General features: G+C 34.6%; 13 protein-coding genes. 2 read left to right on the forward strand and 11 right to left on the reverse strand.

Annotated elements, in window-relative coordinates; genetic code table 11:
- Window positions 1–75 precede the first annotated feature (75 nt).
- Window positions 76–756, reverse strand: coding sequence for a type 1 glutamine amidotransferase domain-containing protein (locus tag BM238_RS13175; protein WP_233741971.1), 681 nt, complete (start codon window positions 754–756; stop codon window positions 76–78).
- Between the two features lie 255 nt (window positions 757–1,011).
- On the opposite strand from BM238_RS13175, the gene BM238_RS13180 reads away from it, so the two are divergent.
- Window positions 1,012–3,564: a pectate lyase family protein gene (locus BM238_RS13180; RefSeq protein ID WP_090082769.1), complete on the forward strand. Its 2,553-nt coding sequence runs from the start codon at window positions 1,012–1,014 to the stop codon at window positions 3,562–3,564.
- Between the two features lie 104 nt (window positions 3,565–3,668).
- On the opposite strand, the gene BM238_RS13185 is transcribed toward BM238_RS13180, so the two are convergent.
- The 10 genes from BM238_RS13185 to BM238_RS13235 all read right to left on the reverse strand — a co-directional run bounded on the left by BM238_RS13185 (window position 3,669) and on the right by BM238_RS13235 (window position 17,678).
- A complete protein-coding gene (locus tag BM238_RS13185; protein WP_233741973.1) occupies window positions 3,669–4,529 on the reverse strand; it encodes an alpha/beta hydrolase in 861 nt (286 codons plus the stop codon).
- 71 nt (window positions 4,530–4,600) lie between these two features.
- Window positions 4,601–5,356, reverse strand: coding sequence for a rhamnogalacturonan acetylesterase (locus BM238_RS13190; protein ID WP_090082220.1), 756 nt, complete (start codon window positions 5,354–5,356; stop codon window positions 4,601–4,603).
- Window positions 5,343–6,326 (reverse strand): pectinesterase family protein, encoded by a 984-nt coding sequence (locus tag BM238_RS13195; RefSeq protein ID WP_090082224.1) that lies wholly within the window; start codon window positions 6,324–6,326, stop codon window positions 5,343–5,345. Before BM238_RS13195 ends, BM238_RS13190 begins: the two co-directional genes overlap by 14 nt.
- A 160-nt stretch (window positions 6,327–6,486) precedes the next feature.
- Entirely contained in the window at window positions 6,487–7,686 is a 1,200-nt protein-coding gene (locus BM238_RS13205) for a glycoside hydrolase family 88/105 protein (RefSeq protein WP_090082233.1), read from the reverse strand.
- Window positions 7,687–7,740: 54 nt separating this feature from the next.
- Window positions 7,741–8,652 carry an alpha/beta hydrolase gene (locus BM238_RS13210; RefSeq protein WP_090082237.1) on the reverse strand — a complete coding sequence of 304 codons (912 nt, stop codon included), beginning with the start codon at window positions 8,650–8,652 and terminating at the stop codon, window positions 7,741–7,743.
- A gap of 136 nt (window positions 8,653–8,788) precedes the next feature.
- Window positions 8,789–9,607: a T9SS type A sorting domain-containing protein gene (locus BM238_RS13215; protein ID WP_090082240.1), complete on the reverse strand. Its 819-nt coding sequence runs from the start codon at window positions 9,605–9,607 to the stop codon at window positions 8,789–8,791.
- A 108-nt stretch (window positions 9,608–9,715) separates the two neighbouring features.
- Entirely contained in the window at window positions 9,716–11,332 is a 1,617-nt protein-coding gene (locus BM238_RS13220) for a glycoside hydrolase family 43 protein (RefSeq protein ID WP_090082773.1), read from the reverse strand.
- A 104-nt stretch (window positions 11,333–11,436) separates the two neighbouring features.
- Complete coding sequence (locus tag BM238_RS13225) at window positions 11,437–13,224, reverse strand: RagB/SusD family nutrient uptake outer membrane protein (RefSeq protein ID WP_090082243.1); 1,788 nt, start codon at window positions 13,222–13,224, stop codon at window positions 11,437–11,439.
- Between the two features lie 11 nt (window positions 13,225–13,235).
- Window positions 13,236–16,229 carry a SusC/RagA family TonB-linked outer membrane protein gene (locus BM238_RS13230; protein ID WP_090082247.1) on the reverse strand — a complete coding sequence of 998 codons (2,994 nt, stop codon included), beginning with the start codon at window positions 16,227–16,229 and terminating at the stop codon, window positions 13,236–13,238.
- Window positions 16,230–16,241: 12 nt separating this feature from the next.
- Window positions 16,242–17,678, reverse strand: coding sequence for a glycoside hydrolase family 28 protein (locus BM238_RS13235; RefSeq protein WP_233741974.1), 1,437 nt, complete (start codon window positions 17,676–17,678; stop codon window positions 16,242–16,244).
- A gap of 243 nt (window positions 17,679–17,921) precedes the next feature.
- On the opposite strand from BM238_RS13235, the gene BM238_RS13240 reads away from it, so the two are divergent.
- Window positions 17,922–18,947: a LacI family DNA-binding transcriptional regulator gene (locus BM238_RS13240; protein WP_090082251.1), complete on the forward strand. Its 1,026-nt coding sequence runs from the start codon at window positions 17,922–17,924 to the stop codon at window positions 18,945–18,947.
- Window positions 18,948–18,962 lie beyond the last annotated feature (15 nt).

Consider the following 18,962-nt stretch of genomic DNA (forward strand, 5'->3'; position numbering starts at 1 on the left):
AATAAAAGAATTTAACTAAAATAAAAAAACCGCCTGAAATAAATCAAGCGGTCAAAAATCTTTTATTCTAATTTTTTAGCCGATTTTTTTTATAAGTTCTTTTGCTGCAGCTCCCGCTGATAACGGATTTTGACCAGTAATTAAAAAGCCATCTAATTTTACATTAGAATTAAAAGGTATTATTGCATTTTCAATTTTGGCACCTAAACTATTCAGTTTATCTTCTAGTAAATAAGGAACCTGATCAGTTTTACCTACCAATTTTTCTTCTATATTGCTAAAACAGGTCATGTTTTTATTTTTTAAGAAGCCATTTTGATGATTTTCTGCGGCAATAAAGGCAGCAGAACCATGACAAACTGCGGTTACATATTTGCCGGCATTATAAAAATCAATGATCAGTTTCCCTGTTTCTGCATCTTCTGAAAGATCGAACAATGGACCGTGTCCACCAGAAATAAAAAGTGCGTCGTAATCTGCAGCCTGTACTTCACTGATTTTTTTTGTAGTTTTAAATTGATTCTGAAGAATTTCGTCATCCTGATATCTTCTGTTTGATGCGGTGATATTTTCTGTTAATGCACTTGTTGGATCTATAGGAGGTTCACCACCTTTTACGCTCGCCAAAGTAGTTTCAAAACCTGCATCTTTAAAATCATAAAATGGATCTGTAAATTCTTCCAGCCAAACTCCGGTTTTACTGTCCGTATTTATCAAAGAGCTATGTGACGTAAGAATCATCAATATTTTTTTCATAATAATTTTTTTGATTTTGTAACAAGTTTTAGACCTAAATAAAAGAAATCAATAGCAATGAATCAGTGAATTTTATTACGATTGCTCAATAACGTAAAATAATAAAAAAAAATTTCAATAAAATATTACGAAATTTTAATATTTAAATAAAAATAAATACAATATCCCAAAAAATATAATATATTTGTGCAATCGATTACATATATGAAATCGGTTATAAATTTTTCAAATTTTAAATTAAATAATCAGAAAAAGATGTTAAAAAAATTATTTCTTTCATTAAGTTTTTTACTGCTTGCGATAGTTGTAAAAGCGCAGGCTGTGACGATCACAGAATCTGCAGGCTGGCTGGAATCTGCCTACATAAAATGGACGCCGGTGAGTGGCGCTACAAGCTATAACGTTTACTACACCGGAAACGGCATCACCAAGAAAAAAATTGACACACAACTAATAAGAAGTTATGGCTCGTATTTTCGTGCTGATGTTTTAGGATTGGCTGCAGGAAATTATACAGTTAGTGTTGCCCCGGTAATCGGCGGTGCGGAAGGTACTTTAACTGTAAGTGGAAATATTGCCGTTGCAGCACACGACAGGACAGGTTTCGCATTCTCAGGCGGTTATAATCCAAGTGCTTATAATCTGGACGGAACAGAGAAATCGAATGCTGTTATTATTTACGTTACTCAAAATACAAAAAATACAGTCTCGCTAACAGTAACTGGCGCAACAGCAAACCCTTGTGTTGGTTTACAAACAATTTTAGAAGGTTTTAAAAAAGGAAAAGACAACAGACCTTTAATTATAAGATTAATTGGAAATATCACTGACCTAAGTTACATGCAAGGTGGTGATATTGTTTTTGAAAATAATAATAATGTGGCCGGATCTATCACAATGGAAGGTGTTGGCGATGATGCTGTTACTAATGGATGGAGCGTTCGCGTGAAAGGTATGACCAATTTAGAAGTCAGAAATCTTGCAGCAATGAACTGCGACAGTATTGCAGGCGATGATTTTGGATTACAGCAGGATAATGATCATATCTGGATACACAACAATGATATGTTTTATGGTAATGCAGGGAGTGATGCTGATCAGGTAAAAGGTGACGGCGCGATGGATGTGAAAGGTTCTACTTTTATTACTATTTCCTACAATCACTTTCATGACAATGGAAAATCAAGTTTATTGGGTTTAAGTGAAAATACGACAGTTGGTCTGTATATCACTTACCACCATAACTGGTTTGATCATTCAGATTCAAGACATCCACGTGTTCGTTTTTATTCTGCACACATATATAATAATTATTTTGACGGAATTTCTAAATACGGCGCAGGTTCGACAGAGGGTTCTTCCCTTTTTGTAGAAAACAATTATTACCGTAATTCTAAACATCCAATGATGGTTTCTTTACAGGGAACTGATGTCTGGAGCCCGGGTAAAATGATGAATGACCCAGGAAATCAAGGCACATTTTCGAGTGAAGATGGTGGAAGTATAAAAGCTTTTAACAATACTTTAGATACAGATATCGCGACTAATGATATGCGTTTTGTACCATATGCAGATCCAAATCCTGCATTTAATATTACTGGTGTCATTAATTCTACCACAGATTTTGATGCTTATGTTCCGGCAACCCGCGCTGAGCAGGTTTCTGCAAGTGTAAAATCTAAAGCTGGCGCAAATACTTATAATAACTTCGATACAGATCCGGCTTATTATGTGAAAAATCTTGTACCGGATCTACCGTTGGCGGCAAGAGATAAAACGATTCAATACGCAGGTCGTGATTTTGGAGGTGATTTAAAATTCACATTTAATAATTCGGTGGATGACACCGCATATTTAGTTAACCAAGCCTTGAAAACGGCGGTTAGCAATTATAAAACAAATTTAGTTTTCGTACAGGGTGAAAATTCCGCGGCAACTACTCAGACTTTAACTTCTTCTACAAATAACAGCCAGACCGTTGCTGCAAATACAGCAATTGATCCAATGATTTTTACGTATGGAGGTGATGCTACAGACGCTTCAGTAAGCGCATTACCAGCTTCAGGTATTACTTTTGTGAAAGATACAACAGCTAAAACGATCACAGTTTCCGGTACGCCGACAGCTAATGTTTCTTTCACAGTTACAACTTCAGGAGCAACAGGAACTCCGGTATCTTTAAACGGGACAATTACGTTGGCAGGAACTTCTTCAGGAAATCTGATCCAAAATTTCACGACAGATGGAAAAGTAAGTACATTTTATAATATTTCTGGAAATATCAACAGCACAAACGGAAGTACTACTTATGATGGTTTAACTCTTACTACAAGATTAAAAATTGAGACAGCAACGAATATCACTTACACAACAAGTGCAATTTCAACCTTAACTTTGGTTTTTGATCCTGGTTTTGCGTTAAAAATCAAACTAAACGGTGTTTCTTATAACGCAAACAATGGGGTTGTTGTAATACCTAATGTACCGGCAGGCGCAAATTCTATTACTAAAGGCGATACAACCAATTTATATTACATTAAAACTGAATATAACGGTAATTTGAGTGTAAGCGATGCTTTCAAAAACAAACTGGCTATTTATCCAAATCCTGTTTCCTCTGTTCTAAATTTCACCACTTCGGATGATATTTTAAGAGTAGAGATCTACAGCATGAGCGGCGCTCTAGTTAAAAAATTTGAAGCAAAAACTTTAAAATCAATAGATTTAAGTTCTTTGACGACAGGCAATTATATTGTGAGAGCGGTAACAAAACAAGGCAGCTTTCAAAAGATGATCATTAAAAAATAGTTTTTTGTAAATATCATTTTTAAATTGAAATCCCTTCTTATTAATTTAAGAAGGGATTTTTTTTTGATTAGTAATTAATGAAAATCGTCTTTTAAAAAGGTCAATCAATAATTATATTTAAAATTGTTTGATTCCAACCAGAGTTCGCATTGTTTTGTCCAGGTTTTATTACTTGAAGTATTTCCCAAGCCAAAACCATGTCCGCCTTTCTCGTATAAATGCATTTCCGCTGGAATATTTTTCTCTTTTAAAGCCAGATAATACGAAACACTATTTTCAACTGGAACACTTTTATCATCAGTTGCGTGCGCTAAAAAAGTGATTGGCGTAGAAAAATTCACATTTTTATCTGCAGAAAATTTTAGCACTAAATGTTCCGAAGGATTTTCACCCAGAAGTGCTTTTCGAGAACCTAAATGTGCTATTTTTTCATCCATAGAAATCACAGGATAAATCAGAATACTGAAATTTGGTTTTGCACTGACAGTGTCCGTTTTTTTATAAATCTCATCTTTGAAATGCGTGCTCAAAGTTGCTGCTAAATGTCCACCAGCAGAAAATCCAATCACTCCAATTTTCTTTTTATTTAAATTATATTTTTCTGCATTTCTTCTTACAAAACGCATCGCTTCCTGCGCATCCCGTAAAGGACCAATACTTTTATCCGTCATAATGCTGTCAGAAGGCAATCTGTATTTTATCAAAAAAGCCGTAATTCCCAAAGAATTCAACCATTCTGCAACCTGAAAACCTTCTTTTTTCATGCTCAAATGTTCATAACCGCCACCAGGAAAAATTAAAACTGCCGTTCCATTTGGTTTTGCAGGTTTATAAATTGTAATCGTCGGAACTGAAACTTTACTTGCTTTAACCAAAACGGAATTCTCAAAAATATCGACTTCCTTATATTTAGGATTTACAATAGAATTTGGGATTTCATTGGGCCAAAGATTTACAGTTTCCATTTGAGCAAAAATAATTTGACTGAAAATTATAGAAAAAAATATTAAAAATAGTTTTAAAAATTTCATTTATCTTATTTAATAAATTTATTCAAAACCGGAACTTCCTTTTTCAGCGCATTTACAGCCAAACCAGCCACTTTCATCGCGCCCAATTTTGATAAATGCGTGTCATCATTATGACCTTTTGGATAATATGGATCTTCTCCAATCGCATAATGCAAATGCAACTTTTTGGAACCTTCAACGCCATAAGACTCTTCCAGTTTTTTAGTTAAATTTTCCATATCAACCATTGGAACATTTAATTCTTTCGCAACCAAGAGTGTCACAACCGTATAATTGCCGTGTGTATATTTTATTTTTCCACTTTCGTCGAAATCTCTTCTCACAATTGAAGTAAATAAAACCGGAATTGCACCTTTGCTTCTACTCTCTTTTACAAATTTTTCTAAATTGGTTTTGTATGTTGTGTAAGGTTCTGTAAAACATTTTGGGTCTTCTTTTTTCTCGTCATTATGCCCAAATTCTATGAAGACATAATCGCCTTTTTTTAATTTCACGTAAACAGAATCCCAGCGTTTTTCGTCGATAAAACTTTTCGTGCTTCTGCCATTTTTTGCAGCATTTTCAATCTTAATATCACTTTTTAAAAATTCCGGTAAAACCTGTGCCCATCCATATTCCGGGTTTTTATCCGGGTTGACTTTAGTTGCCATTGTAGAATCTCCGACGCAATAAATAGTTAGATTATTTTGTGCAGTTTTCTCCACACTTTTACAAGCCAATAAAACGATTGATGAAATTAAAATTATTTTAAAAATTTTCATACCACTGCTTGCTATTTGTTAGTTTAATATCTCCTAAAACATTTTTTAAAGTATATTTTTCCGCTTCAATTTTTGTTAATTGATGCGACCAATTTGCTCTTTTATCAATTTTACTTCCCGCGCCTTTGTTATTGTATTCCGCATAAAAACTTGCTTTTTCTGCATCAGGCTTATTCCAATTATTCCAACCTTCTGATAAAATTTGTTTGCCTAGATCGCAATTCAAATAAACCGTTTTAGCAAAAATTCGCCAGGGTCTTCCTAAAAAAACTTTATCAATTCCGTTTTCTGCTAAAATTTTACAATTAGAAAAAACGAAACCAAACTCTGCATTTTCCGACGTGGAAGCGGCAGTTGTAAAGGAGTTTGTTTTATTTAAAATCTCACAGTTTTCAAAAAAAGCAGTTGCATTGCCAAAAATGAAATCAGTTCCTCCTGAGATAAAACAATTTTTAAAATATTGCTTCCCGTTTCCTGCCGCATACAAAGTATCTTGAAATCCTAAAATTTTGCAATTTTCAACTTTTACTTTTGTGGCAGTTATTGAAAGTGCAATCGCTTGTCCAACTTCGCCAGAAGTATTTTCTATGGTTAAGTTTTTAATTAAAATCTCATCTGCTTCTACCGATAAAGTTGGTGTGTAAAACGTAGAATTTCTGCCTAAATTTATTTTTTTAAAATTATCATCAAAAGAAATAATTGTTTTATCTGAACTTTCGCCAACCAAAGAAAGCATTGGATTACAATTTGGGATTTTCACTTTTTCTTTGTAAAAACCATTTTTTATTAAAATCGTGACTCTTTTATAAGGAAAAGCAGGAGACGCATTTATGGCTTCCTGAATGGTTTTAAAATCTGCACTTCCGTCTTTTGAAACTGTGATAATGTATTCATCAATTTTTGTTGAAGTATTTTGCGCAATAAAACATTGTGTGAAAATCAGAAATATAAATGCAAAAAGGTATTTCATAACTGTCATTTTATTTTTAAAAATAAACTTTATTCTTATTTCCCAATTGCAGCCCGACTTGAGTGGAAATCCTTTTTGCTTGCGAAAATTTTCTATTTAAAAATTAATCTCGTAGCAAAAAGATTGGGAACGGAAGGCGGATCAAGCTGCCCAAATAATTCTATTTATTCAATTCTAAAGCCGCTAAAATAAACGGTCCGGTTGCTTTTGGATCATTATCCTGTTTTCTTTCGTTAACGTAATACTCGTATGAGCCGTCTCTGTAAGGCGTTCCGCCCAAACCTGCAACTGCGCACGCTTGCGTTATCGTCACTAAACCATTTTCATCCACTTTTACCAAATCACGCGTCATTCCGTCAAATGCTTTTTCTGCTAAAATTTTGTAAGATTTTGGTAAATAATTTTTATTCGCGCCTTTTGCAAAAGCATACGCGAACATTGCAGTTCCCGAGGCTTCCAAATAATTTCCTTCGCGATTTCCCTGATCTGTGACCTGAAACCACATGCCGGATTTATCCTGAACTTTTGCCAAAGCCGGCGCTAATTGATTTAAATAAGAAATTAATTCTGTTCTTTTTGGATGCTTTTCCGGGAAATTATCCAAAACATCGACCAAAGCCATGGCGTACCAACCGAGCGATCTGGACCAGAAATTGGGGGAAGTTCCGGTGGTTTTATTTGCCCAGGCCATTTTTTTACTTTCGTCCCATCCATGGTAAAGCAAACCGGTTTTCGGATCGACCAAATGTTTCTGGATAATTTCAAATTGTTTGGCAACATCATCCAGTTTTTTTCCATTTTCAAATTTTGAGGTATAATGAGAATAAAATGCTTCACCCATGTAAAGTCCGTCCAGCCACATTTGGTTTGGATAGGTTTTTTTGTGCCAAAATCCGCCTTCCGAAGTTCTTGGCTGCGTATCCAATTGCTTTCGCAAAGTTTGCATTGCCGTCAAATATTTTGCTTCTTTGGTTTTATCGTATAAAAGAAAAAGGATATTTCCTGCTTCGATCATATCGATATTGTATTTTGAAGCGTCGTAGGAAGGGATTATTCCGTCGGGATTTATGGTTGAATCTGCATAAGATTTTACGTAATTAAAATAATTAATGTTGTCCGTTTTTTGATATAGTTTTTCAAAACCCGTTAAAACCAAACCGTGTACATAATCCCATTTTGGTTCTTTGACATTATCGGTCATGTAAGATTGTGGATGGTTTTCCATTAAAGTTAAAGCCATTCTTTCCGACCATTTTAATTTGGAAGAAACTGTTTTTGTATCTTTAAATTTAACCGAACTGCAAGCTGATACTATTAAAAATAAGAATGTAAAACTTAGAATTTTTAATTTATTTTTCATATTAAATTTTTATTGTGTTGCCAGATCAAATTGCAAATTTCAGGTTTAAAATGTTTAGAAATTTTTTGATTTAGTTTTAAGTTTTTGATCTAAAAATGAATTTATAAAGTAGGTAGTTTCTTCAAACCAAGGGTGAAAAATCCAAAAAGTATGCGGCGTTTCCGGTATTGTAACCACGTGACAATCTACTGAAAATTCTTTTAGTTTTTCAATCATATCATCTCGACCGGCATGAAAACGTACATTTTGACTATTTAAAAACAAAATTGGTGGTGAATTTACTGAGACATGATTTGATGCCGAGGCTTCTTCCCATATTTTCGGCTTTTCCTCATAAGTTCCGCCTAACCATAAAGCAGCTACTTTTCCCTCCGCAGATTCCGGGTGGTGAAAAGCTAAAATGCCGTCGATATCAACAATTGCGTTTACCAAATCCGGGTATTTATTACCGATTAGAGCCGCCATTTGTCCACCACTTGAAACGCCTAAAATCGCAATTTTGTTGCTATTAATATTGAATTTCTTTTTATTTTTTTTTATAAATTTAATAGCGTTTATCACGTCATCCACGCCGCCTGGATATTTTACTTCATCGGATAATCTGTATTCGATTTCGAAACAATTGTATCCGTTTTCCGCGAGATTTTCTGCTAAAGGATACATCATTTTTTTATCGCCGGATTTCCAGCCGCCGCCATGAATTAATATTACGGCAGGATAATTTTCCTTTTCTTTATTTAAAAGTGCATCAAAGTGCAAATCTCTTCCGTTTTCGGATTTATAAATCAGATCTTTTTCAAAAACAATGTTTTCACTTTTTTTATATTCTACAGGTATAATGAATGAATATTTTTTAATAGTTTTCACATATTCCGAGTGGTCTGTAAAAGTGGTGTCTTTTACAACTTGTGCATTTCCCCAAGTAATTAGCGAAAAAATCTGGAAGAATGTGATTAATTTTAACATAGAACACTTTAAAATCTGCAATCGATTACACAAATTTACATTTTTTATTTAGTATTAATCTTTGCTTTCACGTTTTTTAAAATAAAAAAGACAGCATTTTTTGAAAATGCTGTCTTTTTAACAAAAAAATTTAATTCTATTTTACCAAAACTTTTTGAGACAATGTCCCTTTTTCTGATACAATATTAACGATGTAGAACCCTGCTTTTAAAGGAAGATCCGTACTTGTTTTTGTATCTACAGATTTTACCAAACGGCCGTCAGACGTGAAAACACTTACTTTTGAATCCGCTGTTATGTTGCTAACATGAACAACACCTGCAGTTGTATAAATTTTTGAAGGGTTTTTAGCTTTAACATCATTTGTAGCAAGTGTGTTGGATGCTAAAGTAGTTGTAACATTTGCACCTGAAACTTCAATTTTATAAAAATTAATTGCTGCATCTGTGTAGATGTAAAATGTACCCGCAACAGGAACATTAACAGTTAGAATTGCAGAATCAACCGGTGAAGCAGTTGGAACCGTAGCAACAGATCCATATAAAACAGAACCACCGTTTGAAACATTAACTGTTCTGACAGCGCCTCCAGAACCACTTTTATACCACGCCTTAACTGTACAACCAGCATCTACCTGAACGAAAAAATAGCGTTGCGTTGGTGTAAAAGTACCAGCTGTTGGAGAACCACCACCGTTTGTCTGTAAACGGTTTCCAGTTGCAACGTAACCGTCAGAAAAAGTTGCCTGCGATGAATTGGTTATTGCGGCAAAATTTGTATTTGTTGCGATTGGATGAAGCCCCAAACCATTTTTTACAATATCTGAAGTACCGATACCTGCACTTATTGGCCAAGTTGCTGTATCGTTACTAAAGTCATAAACTTTAGTTTGTGCTTTTAAACTGAACAGAGATGTAGCTACTGTAAAAGCTAAAAATAATAATTGTTTTTTCATAACGATATTTTTTATTTATTATTAATGTAATCGATTACGCAAATATAAAAAATATTTGTCATTCATAGTATTTTTTAACATTTATTTAAATAAAAATTTTACAATACTCTAATTATCAAATCTTAACCAATCCAGTTTGACATACCCGGCATCATTTGTAAAACTGTCCCGCAAGGCAACAAATCCGATCTTCGCACCTATCCATTTTCCTTCTTTCATATGAAAACCTGAACCAATTTTTTTGAAGTTTAAATTGTTTTCGCTGACATAAAAATTACTTTGTCCATCTGCTGTCAGTTTTACCCGAAGATATACTGTTTTAGAATTTAGAGAGACAGATTCAATCTGTTTTTCAGTCATATGTTTATCTGCATTTTCACAAATAACCTGGGAAATTATTAGTTGATCACCCTTTTTTTTAATTTTTAAATAAGAATAATCCAGACCTAAAATTACAAGTCCTGCTTCCTCAGTTTCATCTTTAAAATAAGTATCAATTTTTGCTGTCGCTGTAAAATTTGGTGCAGGAATTTTTTGAAGGAAAGCATTTGGTGCATCAAAAAGGTTTTTAAAGTCGGTAGGTTTTGGAATACAGTTTAAAGTAAAATATCCTAAACTACTCGGAAATCCCCAGACGATTTGAGAATTTGCATTCCACTGCCACTGTAATCCTAACTTTGGTAAATTAAATTCTTCAGAATCCGGAGGCGAGATTTTAGCATAAGTTTTACCAACATTTGGTTTTTTAAAGATTGAAACCGGTTCGCCAATACCATCGTTATCAAAATCATTTCCAATAATTGGCCAGTTGTCTTTCCATTTCATCGGTTCTAAAAGTACAATCCTGCCAAAAGCACCTTTGTCCTGAAAATGAATAAACCAATCCTCGCCGGAATCTGTAAAAACCCATGCGCCCTGATGCGGACCGTTAATATTGGTTTTCCCCTGATCCATCACTTTTCTTTTTTCATAAGGTCCAAATATATTTTTTGATCTAAGAACAGTTTGCCAACCGGTTGAAACGCCACCAGCTGGAGCAAAAACATAGTAAAAGCCATTCTTTTTATAAATTTTTGGTCCTTCGATGGTTGATTCTTCCTGATGACCGTCTATTAAAAGAACGTCATCCTGATTTGCGAGAGTTCCCTCTTGATTCATTGTACAGATCATCAATATACTTTTTATCCCGGCGCGACTTCCTGCAAATGCGTAAGCCAAATAAGCTTTTCCATTATCATCCCAAAGTGGCGAGGGATCTATCAAACCTTTTCCAGGTTTCATTAAAACTGGTTGACTCCAATCTCCTTCAGGATTTTTAGTTTTAATCATGTAAATACCAAAATCAGGATCAGGATAAAAAATGTAAAAATAATCATCATGAAATCTGATGCAAGCTGCCCAAACGCCTTTTCCCGGTTGAACTTTATTATATAATTCTTCCGGAATATTTTTCTTTAAAGCATAATTTGTTAATTCCCAGTTTACCAAATCGTAAGATTTTAAAATCGGCAATCCCGGAATACAGTTGAATGAGGAAGCCGTCATATAATAGGCATCACCGGCTTTAACAACATCGGGATCAGAATAATCACTATGTAGAATGGGATTTGTGTAAGTTCCGTTTCCATTATCGGCATTCCAAACAGAAGCTGTAATCTTCTCTTTTTGTGCAAAAAATAATAAATTTGGAAAAATGATGAAATTTAAAATAAGTAATGCTTTCATAAATTTTAAAATAAGTAGAAATTTTAGCCAAAAAAAACTTGCCATCAAGAAACATTTTGAGCTGTTTTTGATGGCAAGTTTTTTAATGAAAAATTAATTGGTGTCTAGTAACCGTAATCGTTCTTCAACGTGCCGTTACTTGTGTCTATAAAAACTTGCCAAATTGGCCAGAATTGTTTTGTATCCGGATTGTTTTTGTAGAGTGCCGCAATTTTTGAATCTGTAAGTACAGTCCAGTCAATTGAAGTCCAGCCTGCGCCAGGGTTTGTAGTTTCTCCTCTGTTTAAACCATAAATCTGCAATGTAAATCCATCTGCTGCGTATTTAAAATATAGAGTTTTAGGAACATCTGTATAAGCGCCCGCACGGTTTTTAAGATCTGTTAACTGTGCTTTTGCATTTGCAAGATTTGCACCTAATAAATTCCAACGGATAAGGGATTGTTTACGTTCCATTTCACCAGTAAATTCATATTTATTTTCATTAACAATTGCTGTAAACATTGCCGGTTTTGAACTAAGACTGTTTACATAAGCATCAACCTGAGTAGGCTGATCCGCAGCGCTGAAAGCTCTTGCTCTAATTTGTTTGAGATAAGGTGCCGCGGATGAAGGACCTTCAAGTTCGTTAGCAGCTTCTGCCGCTATCAATAAGATCTCAGCATAACGCATATAAATTTTATTAACACCGTCGTCATTTGTAGAGGTTACCAACCTTGTCATCCATTCATATCTGTATTTACCAAAATACCATTTATTAATCGCGCCAAGTTGTTGTTTAGCAATACCGTTTACAGCTGCTCCCCATAAATATGGTACACAAGTAACGTCTCTTCGCAAATCTTTTACATTATAATCGTAAAAAACATTTGGTAAAGGTCCACCTTGTCCACCTCTGTTTGCACCATTTTGCTGAAACTGATCATTAGTAGTATGTCTCACTGCGAATGTGAATAACACACGACCTCTTCCTGCTGCGAATGGAATTTCCCAAAGGGATTCACTACCTGCAGTTAAAACTTCTTTATTAAGATTTCTCCATAAAGTTTCAAAAGAAGGAACCAGACTTGCTGATCCGCTGGTAATAACTGATCTACACTCGTCAAGCGCAATTTTATACATTTTGGCAACAGACAAATCCGCGTCTGTAGAACGTCTTACACCATCTGGATATTGCTGAAATCCGGAAGCAGCCATTGCCAGTCTTGCTCGTAAACCTTTAACAAAAGCTTTATTGATATGCTCTGTATCGTTTGTAGCGAAACCTCCGTTTGGCCAGGGAACTAATTCTTCTGCCTCAGCAAGATCTGCTATGATCTGCTTATAAATAACATCACGACTTGATTTAGGAACATAAACTGAGTTTATATCAGTTGGCTGAAAACGTGCTGGTACGTCACCCCAGGTTTTAAGCAAATCTGCATAGTAAATTGCTCGGTAAGTTAAAGCAGTACCCAGATAGTATCCAAAAGCAGAACCTACTGTTGGACTACCGTATTGGCGAATTCCTACGATACATTGGTTTGCTCTGTCAATCCCCAAATACATTTGTGCCCAAACATTATTTGTTGTATTCATCAAACTATTGTTTGCTTTTGTATCATAAATACACAAATCAGCATTATCATTGGAAGTAGATTCTGAGGAATTATACCATTCTGCATCGGTATTCATACCATACCACGGAATATATCTGCCACGATAAGAATTTGTCTCCCCGATTGGAACCAAAATACCATCGATAGCATTTTTTGTAAGGTCGATATTTGAGAATATAGTTTGGGTTTCTAAACTTGAGGGCGAGGCTACATTAAGCAGATCATCCTGAAGTTTACTACAGGAAACTGTCGTAATCAACAGCAGTAACCCGGTTAATTTTATATATTTTATCATTTTAAATTTTTTTAAAAATTAAGATTAAATCCAAATACAACCTGTCTTGATTTTGGATAAGGTGAAGAGTCAACACCAGGTGTGAAAGGTGTTTTTCTACGGGTTGAAACTTCAGGATCCAAACCTGAATAATTAGTTAAAACGAAGATATTAAAACCTGTCGCATAAATTCTGATTTTTGAAAGACCAACCTTTGAACTTAAAGACTCAGGAAATTTATAACCCAAAGTCAAAGTATTTAAACGAAGAAAAGACGCATCTTCTATGGCCCAATCCGTCAAAACATATCTTGACATAAATGGAGACCAGAGTTTCGTATTAGCATTTAAAGCAGTAAGAGCGGTAGGATCAGTAACCGTCGCGCCAGTATTTGGGTCAATATTAGTCCATCTTATTCCATCAGCCATTTCTGTGCTTAGATTTCTGTATTGACCATCCGGTGAGGATGATGTAGCCGTTGTAAATTCAACTCTATTTGCGTTATAAACATCATTACCAACACTAAAATTTAAAGAAGCTGAAAGATCAAAGTTTTTAACATTTGCATTTAAAACAAAACCTCCGGTAAATTTTGGATTAACGTCACCAATTATAGACTTATCACTAATATCAACTTTTCCATCACCATTAATGTCTTTTAATTTCATCGTTCCTGGCTGAACTGCACCAACGATCGTGGAAGAATTCACAACACCTGTTTTTAAGGTATAAACACCGTTTGCAAAGTTAAAATCTGAAACTTCATAGCGGCCGTCATTTTTATAACCATACATTAAACCAAAAGGCTGTCCTACTTTTACCTGATAATCTGTCCCAATAGTTGATGCCCAGTTTGACGCTGCATCAAAATTATTTAAAGTGCCAAGTGAAACAACATTGTTTTTATTGAAAGCCATATTAAAGCCGAAGTTTAAGCCGTAATCTTTCTTTTTTATAGCATCAAAATTAATGGAACCTTCTAAACCCTTATTTTCAACTTCACCAATATTTCTGAACTGAAATTCATATCCTCCGGAATTGATCGGGAATGATACTAACAGATCTCTGGTATTATTTTTATACACATCCAAGGTTCCTGATATTCTTCCTTTAAAAAACTCATAATCTAAACCAATATTCTGCGTCGTCGTAGTTTCCCACTTAAGATTTGGATTTGCCAGAATATTTGTCGGTGCTAAATAACTAAGCACACCATTTATGTAATTTAGTCCGGAAAGCGGCGATACAAATTGTTGCGTTGTAAGACCGTTTGGAATATTATTATTACCTGACTGTCCGTAACTTAACCTCATTTTTAAAAGGCTGATCCAGCTTACATCCTGTAAGAAATTTTCCTGATTAATCTTCCACGCTAATGCAGCCGAAGGAAAATATCCCAGTCTATTACCCGGAGTAAATTTACTTGAACTATCTGCACGAAGAGTGGCTGTTAAAATATATCTGTTTTTAAAATCGTAGTTAACACGTCCAAAAAATGAAAGCAAACGGTCATCCTGCGAATAAAAATTTAAATAATTCTGTGGTGCTACATCTGAACTGCTGTCTAACGCATTCTGAAAATTAAATGCTTTAGTGAAACCATTTATTACAGTCGTTTTGTCATTTCTCTGAAAACGCTGGTATTCCTGACCAATCAATAATTTCAAACTATGATCATCACCCAAAATACTTTTAAAATCGTAATTTAAAACATTCGAGATCCTGTATTTATCATCCGAACGCTGGGTATAAACTAGTGAGGGCAATCCCTGCAAAGCAACCGGTGGTACATTTCCTGCGTAATAAGTGGTACGGCCGTAAAAACGGTAAGTTGAAGTTCTGTTAAATTCTACACCAAAATTACTGTTAAAAGAAAGGTTTTTAATTATTTTGTAACCCAAACTTCCCTGTAAGACAGAATTTTTCTTTTCCTGCTTTTGGTCATTTTCTCTAATGGCCGTTAAAGGGTTAACCAAGTAGCCATCTTCAGCATCATCTGGATTTTCGGTAACCAATCCTGGAATAATAATTGGCGAATATGCCACACTGTTGCGCAATCTGGAATCTGCAGATGAAACTTCATTTTGCTCATTTGCACCACTTCCATTTAATCTTTGGTTGGAATATCTAAATGTAAAACCAAGATCAATTTTGTCGTTTACTTTAGATTTAAGATTTAATAAAATATTATCTCTTTTAAATTTAGAACCGATCTGAATTTCTTCTGCGTTGTAGTGTCCTAAATTAATGTTGAAATTTAATTTACTTGAACCACCAGTTACGCCAAGTTCTGTATTTTGATAAGTTCCTGTATTTCCGTAGATCTGTTTTTGCCAATCTGCCCCCTTAAAATCCCGGTATTTATTAATTGTGCTGTAAGGCCCAAAAAATTTCTCATAAGATGGAACATCTTTTATTAAGGTAGCAAATTCATACTGCCATTTTGCATAATCCAAAGGCGATAAAACATCAATTTCGTTTGCTAAAAATTTATAACCTGAATAACCGTTCAAAGTGACGCGCACCTGTCCGGCTTTACCTGCTTTTGTCGTTACCAAAATAACACCATTTGCACCTCTTGAACCGTATATTGCGGTTGATGAAGCATCTTTTAAAACTGTGATATTCTGAATAATGGAAGAAGGAATATCATTTAAACTTCCCACAGGGAAACCATCCACGATAATCAAAGGATTATTATCCTGAGAAATAGAAGTTCCGCCTCTAACTTTCAAATTTATTTCCGCATCTGGCGAACCTTCCGTGGTAGTAACAGTTAAACCCGCAATTTTACCAGTTAAAGCCTGCGCTACATTTGCAATAGGTGCTTTTTCAAGTTCAGCGCCACCAACAACTGCCACAGAGCCGGTAAGATCACTTTTTCTTGTAGTTCCATAGCCGATCAATACAACTTCATCTATTTTCTTTTCTTTCCCTAATGTATCTTTTACTTTTTGGGCAGAGATATCAAAACCAAAATAAAAGACTGCAACTGTACAGGTTAGTTTTATTAAACTGTTTTTCATATAATTAATTTTTTAATTTTTATTATAAACGGTTTCTGCACCATTTATAAAGGTTTTTATCAATCTTAAATTTTCGACATTTTTTACGTTAAAATTCTCTTTTACTTTCTCAATTTTTACATTCCTGAAAGTGATATTAGAGATTTTAGAATTTTCTAAACCATCAGCGAAAATTGCATATTTACCACCATCTTTTACCGTCACATTTTCCAGAACAATATTTCTGATCTCCGGTAAAAAATTTCCTTTTTGATCTCCGTAGATCGCATAATTCATGGTGATATGTAAAACAGCCTCTTTTACTTTTCCAACAGTAATATTTCTAACATAAACGCCGTCCACTACGCCGCCTCTTCTGGTATTGGTTTTTAATCTTATCGCACGTTCAAGTTCTGGACTGTCCATTAAACAATCTTCCACGAAAACATTTTTAACACCTGCAGACATTTCACTTCCGATGACCACACCACCGTGTCCGTCAATCATTTTGCAGTTTCTTACGATGATATTTTCACTTGGAATGCCCACTTTTCTTCCTTCATTATCTCTACCGGATTTTATTGCGATGCAATCATCACCTGTATTAAATGTGCAGTTTTTAATTAAAACATTCTTAGAATATTCCGGGTCACAACCATCGTTATTCGGACCATGGCTGTTAATATCCACACCATCGATCGTTACATTGGTACTTTTAATTGGGTGAAGGATCCAGAATGGTGCATTGATAATTTTTACACCTTGTATTAAAACATTTTGACAGTCAAAAGTTTCAATGAAATTTGGTCGCAGATATTTTCCTTTACCAAAAATTCTTTGCGAAACCGGTACATCATTATCTGCCATTTTAACTAAAACCGGAAGGTTTCCTGGATCGTTTTGCATAGGCTGACCTTTTACATAACCGTAAGTTCCTCCCTCTGAAGTTGAACCTTTCCACGGCCACCAGTTGGTTTCGTTGGCCTGTCCATTTAAAATTCCTTTGCCTGTAACTGCAATGTTTTTTTTGTTTTTTGCGTAAATTAAAGGCGAATAATTCATCAGTTCATTTCCTTCAAATGAAGTCTGAACCAAAGGATAAAAATCGTCCGGATTTGTGCTGAATCTAATTTCCGCGCCTTCTTCCAGATGAAAATTTACATTATTTTCAAGATGAATTGGTCCGGTAAAATATATCCCGGCCGGCACCACTACCCTACCTCCGCCTTTAGATGAACATTCAATAATGGCTTTTTTAAAAGCAGCAGTACAACTTGATACACCATCCGCAATTGCACCATAGTTTTTTACATTATAATCCACATTTTTGAAAGTTGGCGGTACAATATTTTTTTCAATGTTTTTTAAATTATCCCATGCCTGAGAAGTCATGTCGGTTTGTTGCGTCACGCCTTTATGACATGAAATTATTAAACTTAAAGCAGAAAAATAAAACAAAAGATTTTTCACAAATATTCTTTTTAAAACTAAATTAAATGATTTGATTTCTTAAAATGTAATCGATTACAAAAATATATTTCTTTTTTTGAACAGACAAGACTTTTTTAGTAAAATTTTAATAATTTTCAACAAGAGTGTTAATATTAACTACAATTAATCTTAAATATTCTCATATAATTAACAAATATTTCACATTTGTATTTTTCTATTATCTATCTTTGCACCTTTGAAACAAGCCCCATAATTACCTTTATGCAAAGAAAATCCACCATTTACGATATTGCAGCAAAACTGAATGTTTCGGTAGCTACGGTATCCAGGGCTTTAAATGACAAACCAAATATCAGCGCGAAGACTAAAAAATTAGTTTTAAAAACCGCTGCTGAGATGCACTACGAGCAAAATTTACTTGCAGTTGCTCTCAAAAGCGGCAGAAGCCAAAACGTAGGTGTAATAGTTCCAAGAATTGACAGTTATTTTTTCAGTACCGTGATAAAAGGTATTGAAGAAGCACTTAATCCGTATCATTATAACGTAATTATTTGCCAGACATACCGAGATAAAAACACTGAGCTCACAAAGATCGAAGCCTTATTAAATTCTCAGGTTGACGCTATTTTTATATCGACTTCAAATGACAACGAAGCTGCGTACGAAAGGGTTTTAGAAAAAAATGTTCCGCTTATATTTTTTGACAGAACTACTGATATTGAAACGGCAAGTTCGGTTACAATCAATGATTTTGAGGGCGGTTATCAAGCAACCAAGCACTTAATAAACAGTGGATGCAAAAAAATTGCACACTTTAGCGGTGATCAGAATATTCCGATTTTTCGCGAAAGATTTTTGGGATACAGAAAAGCTCTGGACGATTTTGCAATCGATTACAACGAAAATCTGGTTATTAAAACGAGAAGCAGTCTTGAAGAGGGGAAAAATGCTGTAAAAAACCTGATTTCACAAAACATTTTACCAGATGCAATTTTTTCTGCGATAGACTACGCCGCACTTGGTGCCATACAAGAATTGCAAGAAGGTGGTTACAAAATTCCGGAAGAAATCTCCGTGATCGGTTTTAGCAATGAACCTTTTACCAAATTCATGGAATTGTCAATTACTACAATTAATCAGTTTCCTTTGGAAATGGGCAAAATGGCCGCGCAGATATTTTTAGAACAACTTGATAGCGCTGATGCAAAAATAATTAAAAAAGTTGTTTTAAATCCTGAACTTATTTTAAGGAAAACAACGAAAGAAATTTCTGTTATAGATAAGTAAATAAGACACACAGAA

It is taken from the genome of Halpernia frigidisoli (genome assembly GCF_900113805.1).
GTDB classification, from domain to species: Bacteria; Bacteroidota; Bacteroidia; order Flavobacteriales; family Weeksellaceae; genus Halpernia; species Halpernia frigidisoli.